This window comes from Clostridium sp. 1001271st1 H5, from assembly GCF_005845215.1.
Classification (GTDB): domain Bacteria; phylum Bacillota; class Clostridia; order Lachnospirales; family Lachnospiraceae; genus Enterocloster.
Genome location: NZ_SPHO01000023.1, coordinates 70,062 through 83,693, shown reverse-complemented (window position 1 = coordinate 83,693; position 13,632 = coordinate 70,062). Strand labels below are relative to the sequence as shown.

General features: G+C 48.2%; 16 protein-coding genes and 1 pseudogene. 2 read left to right on the top strand and 15 right to left on the bottom strand.

Annotation, left to right across the window (positions count from 1 at the left end; genetic code table 11):
• Nucleotides 1-355: 355 nt before the first annotated feature.
• The 4 genes from FGS84_RS25615 to FGS84_RS25600 are packed head-to-tail and all read right to left on the bottom strand — an operon-like array spanning nucleotide 356 to nucleotide 1,495.
• A complete protein-coding gene (locus tag FGS84_RS25615; RefSeq protein WP_070470246.1) occupies nucleotides 356-676 on the bottom strand; it encodes a transposon-transfer assisting family protein in 321 nt (106 codons plus the stop codon).
• Nucleotides 673-972 (bottom strand): DUF3847 domain-containing protein, encoded by a 300-nt coding sequence (locus tag FGS84_RS25610; RefSeq protein WP_070470249.1) that lies wholly within the window; start codon nucleotides 970-972, stop codon nucleotides 673-675. The genes FGS84_RS25615 and FGS84_RS25610 overlap by 4 nt, the downstream gene beginning before the upstream one ends.
• Nucleotides 973-976: 4 nt before the next feature.
• Nucleotides 977-1,306 carry a DeoR family transcriptional regulator gene (locus FGS84_RS25605; RefSeq protein WP_070470252.1) on the bottom strand — a complete coding sequence of 110 codons (330 nt, stop codon included), beginning with the start codon at nucleotides 1,304-1,306 and terminating at the stop codon, nucleotides 977-979.
• The gene (locus tag FGS84_RS25600) at nucleotides 1,307-1,495 is read right to left on the bottom strand and encodes a hypothetical protein (RefSeq protein WP_083283837.1); all 189 of its coding nucleotides are present in this window, start codon (nucleotides 1,493-1,495) and stop codon (nucleotides 1,307-1,309) included.
• A 534-nt stretch (nucleotides 1,496-2,029) separates the two neighbouring features.
• On the opposite strand from FGS84_RS25600, the gene FGS84_RS25595 reads away from it, so the two are divergent.
• Entirely contained in the window at nucleotides 2,030-2,842 is an 813-nt protein-coding gene (locus FGS84_RS25595; protein ID WP_070470257.1) for a helix-turn-helix transcriptional regulator, read from the top strand.
• A gap of 44 nt (nucleotides 2,843-2,886) precedes the next feature.
• Here the strand turns inward: FGS84_RS25595 and FGS84_RS25590 are convergent, their stop codons facing one another.
• A complete protein-coding gene (locus FGS84_RS25590; protein WP_070470260.1) occupies nucleotides 2,887-3,708 on the bottom strand; it encodes a hypothetical protein in 822 nt (273 codons plus the stop codon).
• A 127-nt stretch (nucleotides 3,709-3,835) separates the two neighbouring features.
• On the opposite strand from FGS84_RS25590, the gene FGS84_RS25585 reads away from it, so the two are divergent.
• The gene (locus FGS84_RS25585) at nucleotides 3,836-4,162 is read left to right on the top strand and encodes a helix-turn-helix transcriptional regulator (protein ID WP_070470262.1); all 327 of its coding nucleotides are present in this window, start codon (nucleotides 3,836-3,838) and stop codon (nucleotides 4,160-4,162) included.
• A gap of 126 nt (nucleotides 4,163-4,288) precedes the next feature.
• Here the strand turns inward: FGS84_RS25585 and FGS84_RS25580 are convergent, their stop codons facing one another.
• The 10 genes and pseudogenes from FGS84_RS25580 to FGS84_RS25535 form a co-directional block, all read right to left on the bottom strand.
• Entirely contained in the window at nucleotides 4,289-4,753 is a 465-nt protein-coding gene (locus FGS84_RS25580; protein ID WP_138311067.1) for an Hsp20/alpha crystallin family protein, read from the bottom strand.
• Between the two features lie 195 nt (nucleotides 4,754-4,948).
• On the bottom strand, nucleotides 4,949-5,794 hold the full coding sequence (locus tag FGS84_RS25575; RefSeq protein ID WP_070470268.1) for a CorA family divalent cation transporter: 846 nt from the start codon (nucleotides 5,792-5,794) through the stop codon (nucleotides 4,949-4,951).
• A gap of 55 nt (nucleotides 5,795-5,849) precedes the next feature.
• Nucleotides 5,850-6,107, bottom strand: a complete 258-nt coding sequence (locus FGS84_RS25570; protein WP_070470271.1) for a helix-turn-helix transcriptional regulator — start codon at nucleotides 6,105-6,107, stop codon at nucleotides 5,850-5,852.
• A gap of 335 nt (nucleotides 6,108-6,442) precedes the next feature.
• Nucleotides 6,443-8,323: a group II intron reverse transcriptase/maturase gene (ltrA, locus tag FGS84_RS25565; protein WP_347563889.1), complete on the bottom strand. Its 1,881-nt coding sequence runs from the start codon at nucleotides 8,321-8,323 to the stop codon at nucleotides 6,443-6,445.
• A 756-nt stretch (nucleotides 8,324-9,079) separates the two neighbouring features.
• Nucleotides 9,080-9,208 (bottom strand): annotated as a pseudogene (locus FGS84_RS25560) (Maff2 family protein); the annotation flags it as partial.
• A 276-nt stretch (nucleotides 9,209-9,484) separates the two neighbouring features.
• The gene (locus FGS84_RS25555; RefSeq protein WP_002586629.1) at nucleotides 9,485-9,787 is read right to left on the bottom strand and encodes a hypothetical protein; all 303 of its coding nucleotides are present in this window, start codon (nucleotides 9,785-9,787) and stop codon (nucleotides 9,485-9,487) included.
• Nucleotides 9,774-11,582 carry a VirD4-like conjugal transfer protein, CD1115 family gene (locus tag FGS84_RS25550; RefSeq protein ID WP_002586630.1) on the bottom strand — a complete coding sequence of 603 codons (1,809 nt, stop codon included), beginning with the start codon at nucleotides 11,580-11,582 and terminating at the stop codon, nucleotides 9,774-9,776. Before FGS84_RS25550 ends, FGS84_RS25555 begins: the two co-directional genes overlap by 14 nt.
• Nucleotides 11,579-12,055, bottom strand: a complete 477-nt coding sequence (locus FGS84_RS25545) for a PcfB family protein (protein WP_002586631.1) — start codon at nucleotides 12,053-12,055, stop codon at nucleotides 11,579-11,581. Before FGS84_RS25545 ends, FGS84_RS25550 begins: the two co-directional genes overlap by 4 nt.
• A gap of 41 nt (nucleotides 12,056-12,096) precedes the next feature.
• Entirely contained in the window at nucleotides 12,097-12,318 is a 222-nt protein-coding gene (locus FGS84_RS25540) for a DUF5348 domain-containing protein (protein WP_002569164.1), read from the bottom strand.
• A 23-nt stretch (nucleotides 12,319-12,341) separates the two neighbouring features.
• The gene (locus FGS84_RS25535; RefSeq protein ID WP_002586632.1) at nucleotides 12,342-13,325 is read right to left on the bottom strand and encodes a DUF6017 domain-containing protein; all 984 of its coding nucleotides are present in this window, start codon (nucleotides 13,323-13,325) and stop codon (nucleotides 12,342-12,344) included.
• Nucleotides 13,326-13,632 lie beyond the last annotated feature (307 nt).

The window sequence follows — 13,632 nt, the reverse complement described above, 5'->3', positions numbered from 1 at the left end:
GCCAAAACTGCTTTTTCGTTTACCCCATCATTGATTCTAACCTAAAGAATTTGTCGTTGACTTTATTATACCATAACCGGCCACTATTAGGAATAGAGGAATTGTAAACTTGCTGGACGGGAACAGCTTGCAACGCAAGGTGTTCCCGGGCGGCAAGTCCACAAAGGGGTAGCTGGCGGCAGCCAGCGCAGGGGAAGTGTAGCTTCCCCTGTGATGATTGGAACAGATTGAAAATCTGCGGAAATCATCTGCTCCCTGCAAGGGGCTTCCGGCAGGACGCAACGCACCGGCTCGACCGGTGTATAGTTGCGCCCTCTTTCAGAGGGGGAAGCCACGCTTACCGCTCTGGAAGCTATTATGACCGTTCCCGGTCTGGCTCTTTTCTCTTGGAATGGGGCGTTTTCTCCCTCGTCTGCGCCTTTGCTTCCGCCAGCCTGCGCCGGATTGAATTGTCCCGCTTCTGGATAAACCGCTGTCTGGTGTCAGCGATAAAGCGGCGGCACTCCGGCTCCGGGATAGCGTCCAGCTTTCGAATTGTGCTTTCCACAATCTCCCTCGCCTGCCTGTCACGAATGACCGGCACGATTTCCCGAAGTCCGGCAAGAGTTTCCTGTTTCGTGGCGGCGGCGTACTGGTAAACCATAGCCAGCTCGTCCTTTGAAAATTTCACATTCATTCCGTGTCCTCCTTTTCTGTGCCGGTTCCGGCAAATATCTGTTCTATGAGCTGCCGGGTGCTGTCCCGATGAAAGAGCAGCTTCAAGAACAGTTTGACCTGTTCCTCCGGCAAAAGCTCCGGGTGGGGCAGGTATCTTTCCAACTCCGCCCCTCTGGTACAGAGCCGGTGCGTCCGCTCTTTTCGGGTCAGCGTCTTTATCTGGTGTTCCAGAATCTTTTCCTCATGCTGCGCCCTCCGCAACTTTGCTTCGGTTTTCTCTATTTCCTGATTGAGTTTTTCCAGCTTTTCACTCATAGCGTCAGCCCTCCGTTCTGGGAATGAGTACATATATCTTGTTCGGCTCCCCAAAGCCTTGACGCACCCGCACAATCAGTCCGGCAGCTTCCAGCTCGTTTAAGGAACGCTTCACGGTCATGGTGCTGCGGGAGAGCGCCGCCGACAATTCCACAATCGGGAAACAGATAAATAAAATCCCGTTCATGTCCTCTATGCCATTTGCCAGAACATCGTCCAGCATACGGGCGTACATGATTTTTGCGGTGCTGCTGATCGGGAGCCGCAGCATGGCTCTCGGCAGAGGCATACTGGGCGGCAGGGGTGTGTCAATCGTCATAAATTCATATTCCATTCAGTTGGTGTCCTCCTTTTTCTGTTTTGAGCGTTTGGAAAGATAGCGGGGGCAAGCCACAATGACCGCCCGGAAGCTCTGCTTGCAATCATGCTGGCATTTCCGGCAAAGCTCGTTGTAGCTCCTGCGTCCACGCTCGTTTAAGAAGAAAGCAAGCTCTTTCTTCAACTTCTTTGACATTCTCGGCATAGTGCCTCCTTAATGAAAAATCCGCCCATGCTGGCGGTAACAGCCGCCGGTGGACGGATAGCAGATTTTTGTGTTGCATTTCGGGGCGATTTTCAGGGAAATTCAAGCCATAGAGCCGCCCGAAAATCCCCCGTGGTATTACGGGCAGGGTAGGCTATACCTTGCCCGATTGTTGGTTTTTGGTATCGTTTTGGTGTCCATTTTGCCGGTTCTCCCCGGTGTCGTTCCTGCCCCCGATTCTCACGGCGGCGTTTCGCTCCCCTTGGTACGCTCGCTGCGGTCAGGGTTCCTCCATTTCCCTGCCGCAGGTCACGGCGCTACATCTCCGGGGCGCATATCCCACACAAGCCGGTCATTCGGTTGAATTGATTCACCGATGAACTACTTGTATGATAGAACATTTTTGTACCCTGCTCCGTATATCCATAAAGTAGGAAATCCAGCTGAAAATCGAAAATTTCCACGTTCTCGGAAATGGTGTGGTATAATCTTTAGAGAGCGGCGGGGGAGCCGCCGGAAAGGAGCCATTCGCCTATGAAATCACGCCTTAGCATACAGGAACGGCTAAAGGATTTACGCACAGAGAGAAAGCTGAAGCTGGAAGAACTATCAAACCTGACCGGCATTTCAAAGTCTGCCCTTGGCAGCTATGAAGCGGACGATTACAAAGAAATCAATCATGGCAACCTCGTTATTCTGGCGGACTTCTACGGGGTGTCCCTTGATTACCTGCTGTGCCGGACAGAAAACAGGGAGCAGGTAAACACGCCCTTAATGGAGCTGCACCTGAATGATGAAACAGTGGAGCTTTTGAAAAGCGGCAAAATCAATAACCGTCTGCTCTGTGAGATTATCACCCACGGAAAGTTTGAGCGGCTGATGACCGATACGGAAATTTACATAGACGGTCATGCGACCGCCCGCTTCCGGGATATGAACGAAGGGCTGGAAGAACAGCGGCTTGCCCTCATTCAGAAGCACCGCTATGTGGACGGGGATTTATATTCGGAAACGCTTCTTGCCGCCCAATTAGAGGAAGAAGATTTTTTCTGCCATATAACGCATAAAACATGGGATTCCATTCTCCACGATATACGGAAAGCCCATGAACACGACATTGACAGCACGCCGGATTTCTCCCTCGCAAAGAAAATGGCGCAAGATATTCAAAACGCCCTGAAATTCCCCGGCGACCACCTGACAAAAATCTGGAAAGTCATTTTAAATATGCTGGGTATCGACTTTGACAAGCTGCCCCCTGATGAGCAGAAAGTCTTGAAAAAAGTGCTGGCAAAATCGCCGGTCATTAAAAACAATCCTTTGAATTTCCGGCGCAGGAGAAAATAAAAACTGCCGTTGTTGGAATTGCGGTTCCTGCAACGGCAGCGCCTTTATTCGCTGACATATTCTATATCAATCCTGAAATCCCCGCTGTCATAGCTGACAGCCAGCCCATAGCTTCCGATTTGAAGCGTTTCCTCGTCCTTGACCGGATAAAAGGCTTTTTGTTCTGCGTCAAAAAGAACAACTTCCTCCAATAGCTGCCCGTCAATCGTGTTTAGAATCTCCCTGATACAATCGTCACAAAAAACAGACTTCATCTTGTGGGCGCTGACAATCCGCCGCCCCCGGAAAATCTCTGCATAGCCGTCTTGTTCTCCCGGATATGATGTTACATGAATACTCGCTTCGCTGATTTCATCATAACCAAAGGACAGGCGCATACCGCCGTATTCATCATCCGGGCTTTCGTCTGTGTGATACACGTCAAGGGAATAGGTTTCTCCTGTATTGACACAAACAAGAAATGCCTGTGCCGGATAGCTTTCCTGGCAGGTGGGGCAGCTCTCGGACGTGTTCGGAATGTACTGTATCAAATTCTCCATATCCCTGCCGTATTCACTGAATACCAAATCATGGCGGATAGTCTGGGCTATCTCGTCATACTCGTCCTCGGTGGCGGTGGCAAAGTAGGTTGCTATCATATTTAGTGTTTCTTCCACGTCCTGCTCATACTGGCGGTTGTTACGGATATTCCCGATTGCAATTCCAGCCATACATAGAACCGCCGTGAACGCACACATAAGAAATGAGCCGCACCAGATACTTTGCTTATCTGACCGGCTTAGGTGTTGTGTGGAATCTTCCTCGTCCTCATAAACGAACCAAAATTCCCGCCATGTTTCCTTTACTTTTTCCCACATTCTTTTCATCTCATGCCCTCCGTTTAGCTATTAGCTAATATAACATAGTCTAACAGAATCTATGATAAATGACAATCATATTATAGGCTTATGGTGTACAAAATAATAACTGACAGCTAACAAACGGGTGGTGGCAATGGAGAGAAAAGGATTAGGAAAGCGTATCAATGAGGTACGAAAAGACCGGGGCTTTACCGCAGACAAGCTCTCGGAATTATGCAATATCAACGCAACGTATCTTCGCCAGATTGAGGGCGGTGTGAAAATGCCCAGTCTGCCGGTATTCATAGATATTTGTAACTCCCTGCGGATTTCCCCTGATTATCTGCTTCAAGATGAATTGGAAGAAAACGAAATCAGCAAAATCAAGGAGCTGGAAGCACTCTGGAAAGACGTGTCGCCCAGCAAACAGGAGCTTGCCGTTGCTATGATAAAAGCGGTGTTGGAGCATAATGAACAGTAGGACAGCCAGCCGGTTCCGGCTGGCTGAATTGTTTTTTGTTTAAATGATATAGAAAAGCCCAGAACGGGCAACTTCACAGCTTCCCGCTCCGGGCAATATCCTTTTATTCTATGTTAAGAGGTGCCGTTATCCCTCGATGGCAATGTATTTCTTTTTTTCAGCTTCCGGTTCTTTCGCTTCTTCTTTTGGAATGTTAATCTTCAATACCCCGCTTTCATATTTTGCATGGATATCGTCCTCTTTCACATTCTCGCCGATGTAGAAAGAACGGCTCATACTGCCTGCATAACGTTCCTGACGTACAAATTTGCCTGTTTCTTTTTCCTTCTCATCCTTGTCAAGGCCCTTTGCGGCGCTGATTACCAGATAGCCGTCCTTCAGTTCCAGAGTAATCTCATCCTTCTTGAAACCAGGCAGGTCAATATCCACCTCATAATGGTCATCGTGCTCCTGCACATCCGTCTTCATCATTTTTGCTGCATGGTGCCCGTATAACTTCCGCTCTGCTTTATCATCAAATGACGGGAACCCCCAAAAATCATCAAAAACATCATCAAATAAGTTTTCACCAAAAACACTAGGTAACATCATAAGTCATCGCTCCTTTTTTAATGTTAAAACCGAATTGTCAATCAGAACCAAGAATACTTGGGAAGAAATCGGAACCTCTCATCTGTTCCGTTTCCCTTTCCTTTGTTCTATCTGTGTTATAGCGCGCTTGTTAGCATTTGTCAATGGTGAGTGCTAATTTTTTTGTGAACTTTTTGTGTCCTCTTAAAAAGCGAATCATAACCATTTTTTCTTTTTGAATTTCCAAATTAACGCTGCGACTGTCACAATGCTCACCAGAATTACCAATGGATATCCATATTTCCATTTGAGTTCCGGTATATGTGAAAAATTCATCCCGTACCACCCTGCCAGAAGCGAAAGCGGGAGAAATATTACTGTCACCACTGTAAAAATTTTCATCAGATCATTCTGCTCAATCGCCAGCTGGGATTGATATGCTTCCCGGAGCTGGGACACCATTTCCTGCAAATTCTTAACGGCACTCAGGTAACGGTCCGTTCTATTCCTCAAAGTCATCAATCTGCGGACTCCGTCTTCGCTAAATAGTTGGTTGTCATTCACGGTCATTTCATCAAAAATGAAATTAAGCTGCTCATAGTAGCGTTTCAGGCGCAACAGTTCCTGCCTCCATGCAGTAATGTATTTCAAATAGGATGCCTTGTCGCCGGACAGCACCTTGTCTTCATTATTGCTGATTTCTTCCTCAAGATTATTCAAAAAATCCATGTCTCCTTTCAGCAGTAACGAAAAAAAATGGTAGAAAAGCCGCTCATTTGTTGCTCCTTCTTCCCCTGTCATCGTATGCAGAATCATATTTGCTTTTTCTTCTGCCTCAGAGGTTTCACAAAATACCAGCAAATCCTTTCCGTCCAGATATAAGAGCATCTTAAAATCCTCTTTTTTTTCACTCTGAACATCGTACCAGTCAAATGCAAGGATATCGCAGTCCTTAAAACACTCAAAACTGTCCGTAATCTGTTCATCAATATACCGAAGAATCTTTTTATCCATATAAGGAGCAGCTTCATCGGTGTTTGTAAATGAAAATACTTTGTACATTTATCCTCCACGTCCTAACTTTGTTATATTTTCAATGTTGGAATATTGCTATTCTTCAGCAAGGAATTTTCGACTTTTTGATTCTATCTTCTGCTTCACCAGAAGAAGATTTTTCTCGTTCCAGTTCAATCACATCTGAAATATCACAATCCAACGCCCCGCAGATACGAAGCAGGGTTTCCATGCTGATATGCAATCCCTTTCCCATATTGGCAATCTGGTTTGTGGTGAGTCCTGCGGCAAGCCGCAAGTCCTCTTTTCTCATGTTCCGCTCTTTCAATGTATTCCAAAGCGGTTGATAGCTTATGTGCATTTATCGTCCTGCCTTTCTCCCAGTGCTGGGGTTCGTGCTTCCCATTATAGCAGTTTTCTTGCTAACTCGCAATATTTCTTGACGGCTCGCCGGTTCCGTCTGGATTGTGCTTTTCCTTTCCGCTTTTATTTACATCTAATTAGCCATAACCTGCTTCATGCCCTGGCTTTTCGCGCCCGATTGCGATAGGTAAGCCTACAGTTTCAAATGTTTCCGGCTTTTCCCCCGCTTAGCACCGTGCATGCGACTTTCACCGCACACGGCGCCCCATCGAATTTAGAAATTTTACGTTTTAAACATAACTTACACACTTCGTTACAGCATTAAAAGATTGGTTATGCGATTACAGACGTTCCCGCCAGTTTTCGCAGTCTATTCAGTTTTTCCAGTTGCTTTTTGTTCAGTTGGAGTTCATTTAGGTACTTCTGGATTGTTTCTCCCAAAGTGGCATGGATTAAGATATGTACTGCTTCGGTTACAAGAACAAGGTTGCCATATTCATCTGTACCGCCGTTTTCAAGCGGCACTTTATGGTGACAGCGAATGTCATGAGGCATAAGGTCAATGCCAGTTACGGCACACCTCCCATATTGAGCCGCAAACAGCGAAATCCGATTGTCTGCAAACTCAATCGTTTTATCCAACACAGGGTTTTGCATGAGCCATATCATCGTATCGGTATTGATACCAAGATTTTTATGGATTTCTGCCCGTCCCTCCGATGTATACCGATTGACGGTTTTCTTTTTGTGCTGGGCGTTTCTTGTTTGGACATATCCCATTGGAATGAGAGGGTGTCCGTTTAGAAACCTTAGCTGTTTACTCTTGCCATACCGTTCCTTGATAAATCCACGTTCCAGTTTTCCTTTTGATGTCAATTCCCGCAGTCTGTTTGCCATTTGCAGTTTCAGTCCATAGGACAGCTTTGGAAAATCTACGCTGATGTGTGTTGCCAGACGGTAATAATTGTGCAGTCCGGCAACCACGGAATTGTATTGCTGAATGGCGATGTATTGCGCCCGGTCATCTGCCGGATTCTGTATCGCCCGGATAGCGGCAGATATTTTTCCCTTTGCCTGCTTTATGGCTTTATCGCTCATGTGTGAACAGACCACGTATTTTTTCCCTTTGGGACAGACTTTCATCTTAAATCCCAAAAACTCCGAATACCGCTGTTTTAGATTGATGACTTTAGACTTTTCCGGGCTGATTTCCAGCCCGAGCCGGTCTTTTAACCATAGCCCCGTTGCTTCAAACGCCTTTTCAGCGTCCTGCCGGCTCCGGCAAAAGATTTTGAAGTCGTCAGCGTACCTCACGATGTACATTTCTTTGAGTCTGCTCCGCCTGAGCGCCCGGTAGGTGTGACTTTTAATATCTGTACCGTGGGCGTTCTGCCGGGTTTTGTACTCGTAATGGGTAGGCATTTCCTCCCACTGGGAAGTCACCCACCAGTCAAGCTCATTCAGCACTATGTTGGAGAGCAGTGGCGACAAAATGCCGCCCTGCGGCGTTCCTTTGGTTGGAGTTGTCCTCATTCCATCTGGAAGTACCACCTGTGCCTTTAACATCTGCTTGACGATACACAACAGCTTTTTGTCCCGGATACCCATTTCCCACATCTGCCTTATCAGCTTGCCGTGGCTTACATTATCAAAGAAACCACGAATATCAATATCCACCGCATAATGCAAGTGCTGTACCTGCATGAGCCGACAGCATTGTGCTATGGCGTGTTCCGTAGAGCGGTTCGGACGGAAGCCGTTGGAACGCTCATGGAACTTTGCTTCACAGATTGGTTCAAGCACTTGTAAAATACATTGCTGCACTATGCGGTCAACAATTGTAGGAATCCCCAGCGGTCTTGTTTTTCCGTTGGGTTTGGGGATTTCCACCCGTTTCACCGGGCGGGGAGTGTACCAACTGAACTGTTTTTGAATAAGACGGACGTATTGTTCCTCACGAAGTGCGGCAAGGTCTTTGATTGTCCGCTTATCCACGCCGGGAGTACCGCTTCCTTTGTTGCCCTTAATTGTCCGATATGCCAGTTTGATGTTTTCCTCACTTGCAATCAGGCGCATGAGGTTCTGAAAGGTCTTGCCGTTCAGGCTGTCAGCATACAGACTGTCAAAGATGCTTTGCAGGTCGTAATACTCCGTATAGCGGATTTTGCTTTGTTTTGGTTTGTGCTTTTGCTGCTCCGAAGTCAACACAGGCACCCACCCCTTTCGGTTAGGATTTTCTTTGTCATACTCGAAGCTGTGTTTGTTATGTTTTCAGTTTTTGTTTCTAAATCCGACTGGTGGCTATCCCTCCACGGGCTTTTTATTCCCGCTTCATAGGTACTGTGCCACCACTTTCGCCAGAATTAAGATAAGTTATAGCGATAGTGGAATATCATAACTGATATACCAGCATTCCCTGCTGGTTTTCGCTTTTCCTTATCAGCGTGACATCAGCCTGCAACAGCCTTATCATTCACGTCCCGGTTTACCACGTTCCAACAATCCTATCATTGAATACTTTTAGGCGCTTCCTCTAAGCCTGTGTCCAATTCAAAGAATCTTACCGCCTGTAACGGTATGTGGACGTTCATAACAACCAATCTTACTAATCCACGGACACCCCAATTTAATGGGGAAATGCCTTTCGACAAATCCAAACGTTTAGACCCGTACATTCGGAAGTACGCCAGTATTTTCATACATTCTCACCATGAGTATCCGACACCCGGCATATAGGTGACGCCGTCCACCTCTGGACAGGTTTCGTGCGGTAAAAAAATCCCGCTTACGGTCACTCTCTGCCGACTTCACCGAGCTTTTGACGGTTAGGCAGTTGCATACCGCCGCCAATCGGAGTATCAGTGTGGGCGTTTCAAGGCGTTACCCTATCATTCCACCCATCGGATTGTCAGTTCTCCTAAGATTTCAGGCTATTTAGCCTTTCGACTTAGTGCGTAACCTTTTCAGTTACGAACGTGTCGCACGATTGTCGTTGCCGTAGCCCTCCATCAGATTGATTACGCCCCAGATACCAAGCCCGGCTCCAAGTGCTACAACAAGGGTCTGCAAAACGTCTACTGCGCTATTGAAAAATGCCATAAATATATCCTTTCTGCCGCGTCTGCGGCTGTCCGGCAAGCGGACAAAAGGCGGTCAGCATATGCCGCCGCACAAAAAAACCGCCCTCTGGTAAAGGCGGCTGTCCCCGCGCTGCGTAAGTTCTGCGGCGCGGCGGTATTCAGTTGTAGGGGGTGCGGCTCCTGCCGCTGTGTACTGCGCCGGAAAGTGGGGGCGCGTATCATGTAGCCGGTATGGATAGATGTGATTGCTTCAATCGCTCCTTTCTGTGTCCCGCTGTGCTGCCGGACGTTTTTTTCAGACTTGCGGGAAGTGAATAGCTTGCGTAGCAAGGTGTTCGCTTCCCGCAAGTTCACAAAGGGGTAGCTGCCGCAAGGCAGCGTAGGGGAAGTGTAGCTTCCCCTGTCCCCCGGCGGTCTGCCATGCTGTCACTGTTGCGGGATAAGCCCCCCGGCGCGTGACATACTCCGTTGCAAAACGGCGGTGTTCCGCTTCCTTTTCCCGCCAATACTCCCATAATGCAGCGTCGGCGGCTTCCGCAACATTCATTAAAAACCGTTCAAGCTGCTTTTGTTTTTCCTCTGCGCTACGTTTCCTCATGGTCTGCGTCCTCCTGTAAGTCTGCCGCGTCAATCTCGTAATAGTCAAAAACCTCGTCGGGCTTGACAATGGCGGGGCGGCGTTTAAGGTGCTTTTCCATGTCAAAGGCGTTCTTCGGGTCTGCGTCGGACAGGTACTTGTATTTCGGGTGCTTCGTTATGTCGAATTTGTCCGAAAAGAACGGGCGCACCCCGCGTAGCTGCAAGATACATTTCCCTCCGTCCATGACTGCGATTTCATCTTCCGTCATAAGCTGCTTTCCCAATTTCTGATAGTTCAGCCCATGCGAAAGCTCCCGCCCCCTTGTTTCGGACGTGTTGAAGCTGTCTATCGTTTCCTTGCCTAAAATCTCCGATATTTCTTTGAGCGTCGTTTTTTCCTTGCCACCCAAGAAAAGCGTGGTGTCGCAGTTGCCGACTATGGTATCGGCGTTGTCCTTGTAGATTGCCTTTAGCTGTGACTGGCTCTGCAAGATGATTGACGCGGATATTTCCCGGCTCCGTATCGTTGCAATGAGCTTTTCAAACTTCGGTATCTGCCCGATATTCGCAAATTCATCAAGTAAGCACCTTACATGGACGGGAAGCCGCCCGCCGTATTCATCATCTGCTTTGTCGCACAAGAGGTTGAATAGCTGTGTGTAGAGAATACTCACGACAAAGTTAAAGGTGTCGTCGGTGTCGCTGATAATCACGAAAAGGGCGGTCTTTCTGTCGCCTATGGTGTCAAGCTCCATTTCGTCGGTTTCCATAAGCTCCCGCAGCTCCTTAATGTCGAATGGGGCTAACCTCGCGCCGCATGAGATAAGTATGCTTTTTGCGGTCTTGCCCGCCGCAAGTTTGTATTTTTTGTACTGCTTGACTGCAAAATGTTCCGGGTCTTTTTCTTCCAGACGTTCAAACATGAGGTCAACCGGGTTCTGGAAGTCCTCGTCGTCCTCGCGGGCTTCCGACGCATTTATCATTTCAAGCAGCGTCGTGAAGTTCTTCTCGTCCTCCGGGGCTTCATACCAGATATAGCCGATTAGTGCGGTATAGTAGAGCTTTTCCGCTTTCACCCAGAAATCCTCGCCGGATTTTTCCCCGTCGCCTTTGGTGTTGGCGATAATGGTATTGACTAACTTCAAAATGTCCTTTTCGCTCCGCAGATAGGCAAAGGGGTTGTATTTCATGGATTTTTTGAAGTTAATCGTATTTAGCACTTTGATACGGTATTTGTACCGCTGCAACATTTTTCCGGTTTCCAAAATCAGTGTTCCTTTCGGGTCAGTGACGATATACGACGTTGGAAAATCCTTTGACGTACATTGCATGAGCGACGGTTTCACAAAGAACCGGGTCTTGCCGCTGCCGGAACCGCCGATTACAAGGATATTTTTGTTTCTTGCGTATTTCGGCTGCTTCGGGCGGCTGTTCATGGTGAGCCGTTCCGTCTGCGTTAAGGGGATATTATTCTCAAATACCGGGTCTGTGTATGGCTTTATATCGTCAGCCCCGCCCCAACGCGCCGAACCGTATTCTGTCCCGCGGCGGTATTTCTTCGCGTTCTTGCCTTTGGTGTAGATAATCAGCCGAACAATGACCGCCCCCGCAATGCCTAAAGCTAAGTCTGCCGGGTGGAAGCTCGGCGCGATACTGGAAAAGGCGGCGGTAAAACCGTCCCCAAGATGTAGCAGCTTTGCGCTTGCGTCCGCGCCGGGGGAGAGCCGGACAGCCGCGCCCGCTTTATCAAAGAGCCAGACAAAGAGCAGATACGGGAGATTTAAGATAAGCAGCTTCTTGATTTCCGGCTTCATAGCGATACCTCCCTGTCCTTGTTCTTGACCTTTGCCCGTTCCGCGTTTCTGCCCTGTGCAGCTTCTTTGAGGGTAGAGAGCAGCTTTCGGATTGAGGGCTTTTTCTCCTGTGTCAGCTTTTTTGCGGAAAATTCCTTAAAGGCTGCGGTCAGCACGTCCGCGTCCCGCCCCTTGAAGAAAACCAGATAGCGGGGCGGGCTTTCCGTCGCGTCCTTTTTCAGCGCAAAGTCGATACCGTACTTTTTCGCCGTACTCTCAAAGGCTTTGATATTGCCCTCGGTAATCTCAATGTTGGAAACGCCCGCGTTCTGCTTCATAAGCTGCTTTAAGCTCTGCTTGCCCTGTGGCGGTTTGGAAAGCTGCTTTTTTCCCTTTGACAGTATGGCTTTCATTGCCTTTTGGAGCGTCTGGGCGGTCAGCTTCCCGGTCTTGATGTAAAGGGCTATGGTCTTTTCGTTTACTTCGTCCTGCAATTTGTCGCGTCCTCCTTTCGCGTTTCTTTATGGGGCGGCGGTCAGATACGCACCCGCAGCCCGTTCAAGTCCTCGGCTCTGATACCCACAAGATACCAGTTGTCGCCGTACTCAATCCGGGTCGGCTTCCACTTGCCCCGCACGAATACGTCAAAACATTCTCCACAATGCAGCCCGCCATAGTAGCTGTTTAAGTCAAAGCGAATGTCGTAACGGTCGGTGCGCTCGTCAAATACCAATGCTCCTGTCATTTTCTGTGCCATAATAAAATCCTCCTTTTGTTGTTTTACAGGCTTTCGCCCGGTTTGCATGAATAATAGTCCGGGTCGCCGTACTGCGGCTTCTTCGGTGACAGTGCGCCGCTTGCCATGTCATGGGCGACAAGGGAAGTGTAATAATTGCCGATAGTGGACGGGGCGTTGAAAAGGGCTGCTTTCAGATATTGCTTGATGTTGCGGATTTTCGTTGTGTTCTCCCGCATACAGTCAAGCACAAAGCGGATATGCTCGCCGTCCAGTTTCATAAACTTTGACTTCACAAGCTCTGCCGGGTAGTCGTCCCCCGCAATCCGTACCCGCTTTCTGGCGGTGCATACGGTTTCAAGCATGAGGTCTACAATCTCGTCAAGCCTGTCACTGTCAAACTTCATGTCCTGTTTGAGAATGTGGTAGTCGATATTGTCCTTGATGATTTCCCGGTATATATCAACTGCGCTCTGTGCTGCCGCTTCCGTTCCTTTCCGTTCCGGCGGCGTAGCCGCTTCTCTGCAAGGAGAGGGGTTAGGGGAAAGGATAGGAATGGAATGGGTACTTTGTTCATCAGTAATTATTTTTTCTTTTTTTGGTAAGTCAGTTCTTTGTATATCTTTATTTAATTGCGTTGGATTTTCCAACGTAGGTTTTTCCAATGTAGGTTTTTCCTGTGTTGGATTATCCAATGTTGGATTTTCCAATGTAGGTAAATCCGGCGTAGGCGGCTGCGGCTGCTCGAATATCACATAGTCCGCGCCCCGCAAGCGTCCTTTCTCGTCGCGCTCCCTTGAACGGACGATATACCCGGCGCGTTCAAGCTCCTTAATGGCTTCGCGGATAGCGTCTATCTTCTCCCGGTTGATAAGGGATAAGCCTTTCAAGGTGTAGTCCCAATCTTCGGGGAGTGACAGCATTTGCGACAACAGCCCCTTTGCCTTTAGGGAAAGCTCCTTGTTGCGTAGGTGGTGGTTGCTCATTACGGTGTAGCCCTTGTTCCGTTCCACTCTGAAAACTGCCATAGTTCATAACTCCTTTGCTTTGGATTTGTTACGCAGTAGAAGCGCGGTTTCGGGGGATAAGGTATAAATCCCTTTCCGCACCAGATACGCGCCCGGAAAACCGCTTGTAGCAAGGCTTTTTCTGCCCCTACTGCGTAACAAAGGGCATGAAAAAAGCGGCGTTCCTGTTCTCCCATGTAGAGAGTAAGAAACGCCGCTTCTGCGTCGTATTCAGTTTTTAGTACAATACCCTGCTTGTCCGTCGCTCGAAAAACCTTGATTTTCCAGTGTTTTCAAAAGTATCGTTATCTAACGTCAGCTTTTCATG

Bases quoted from the DNA above. Each gene is read 5' to 3' on its own strand.
- FGS84_RS25615 (WP_070470246.1), bottom strand. From the start codon at position 676: ATGAATGTGAAATTTTCAAAGGACGAGCTGGCTATGGTTTACCAGTAC.
- FGS84_RS25610 (WP_070470249.1), bottom strand. From the start codon at position 972: ATGAGTGAAAAGCTGGAAAAACTCAATCAGGAAATAGAGAAAACCGAA.
- FGS84_RS25605 (WP_070470252.1), bottom strand. From the start codon at position 1,306: ATGGAATATGAATTTATGACGATTGACACACCCCTGCCGCCCAGTATG.
- FGS84_RS25600 (WP_083283837.1), bottom strand. From the start codon at position 1,495: ATGCCGAGAATGTCAAAGAAGTTGAAGAAAGAGCTTGCTTTCTTCTTA.
- FGS84_RS25595 (WP_070470257.1), top strand. From the start codon at position 2,030: ATGAAATCACGCCTTAGCATACAGGAACGGCTAAAGGATTTACGCACA.
- FGS84_RS25590 (WP_070470260.1), bottom strand. From the start codon at position 3,708: ATGAAAAGAATGTGGGAAAAAGTAAAGGAAACATGGCGGGAATTTTGG.
- FGS84_RS25585 (WP_070470262.1), top strand. From the start codon at position 3,836: ATGGAGAGAAAAGGATTAGGAAAGCGTATCAATGAGGTACGAAAAGAC.
- FGS84_RS25580 (WP_138311067.1), bottom strand. From the start codon at position 4,753: ATGATGTTACCTAGTGTTTTTGGTGAAAACTTATTTGATGATGTTTTT.
- FGS84_RS25575 (WP_070470268.1), bottom strand. From the start codon at position 5,794: ATGTACAAAGTATTTTCATTTACAAACACCGATGAAGCTGCTCCTTAT.
- FGS84_RS25570 (WP_070470271.1), bottom strand. From the start codon at position 6,107: ATGCACATAAGCTATCAACCGCTTTGGAATACATTGAAAGAGCGGAAC.
- FGS84_RS25555 (WP_002586629.1), bottom strand. From the start codon at position 9,787: ATGAGGAAACGTAGCGCAGAGGAAAAACAAAAGCAGCTTGAACGGTTT.
- FGS84_RS25550 (WP_002586630.1), bottom strand. From the start codon at position 11,582: ATGAAGCCGGAAATCAAGAAGCTGCTTATCTTAAATCTCCCGTATCTG.
- FGS84_RS25540 (WP_002569164.1), bottom strand. From the start codon at position 12,318: ATGGCACAGAAAATGACAGGAGCATTGGTATTTGACGAGCGCACCGAC.
- FGS84_RS25535 (WP_002586632.1), bottom strand. From the start codon at position 13,325: ATGGCAGTTTTCAGAGTGGAACGGAACAAGGGCTACACCGTAATGAGC.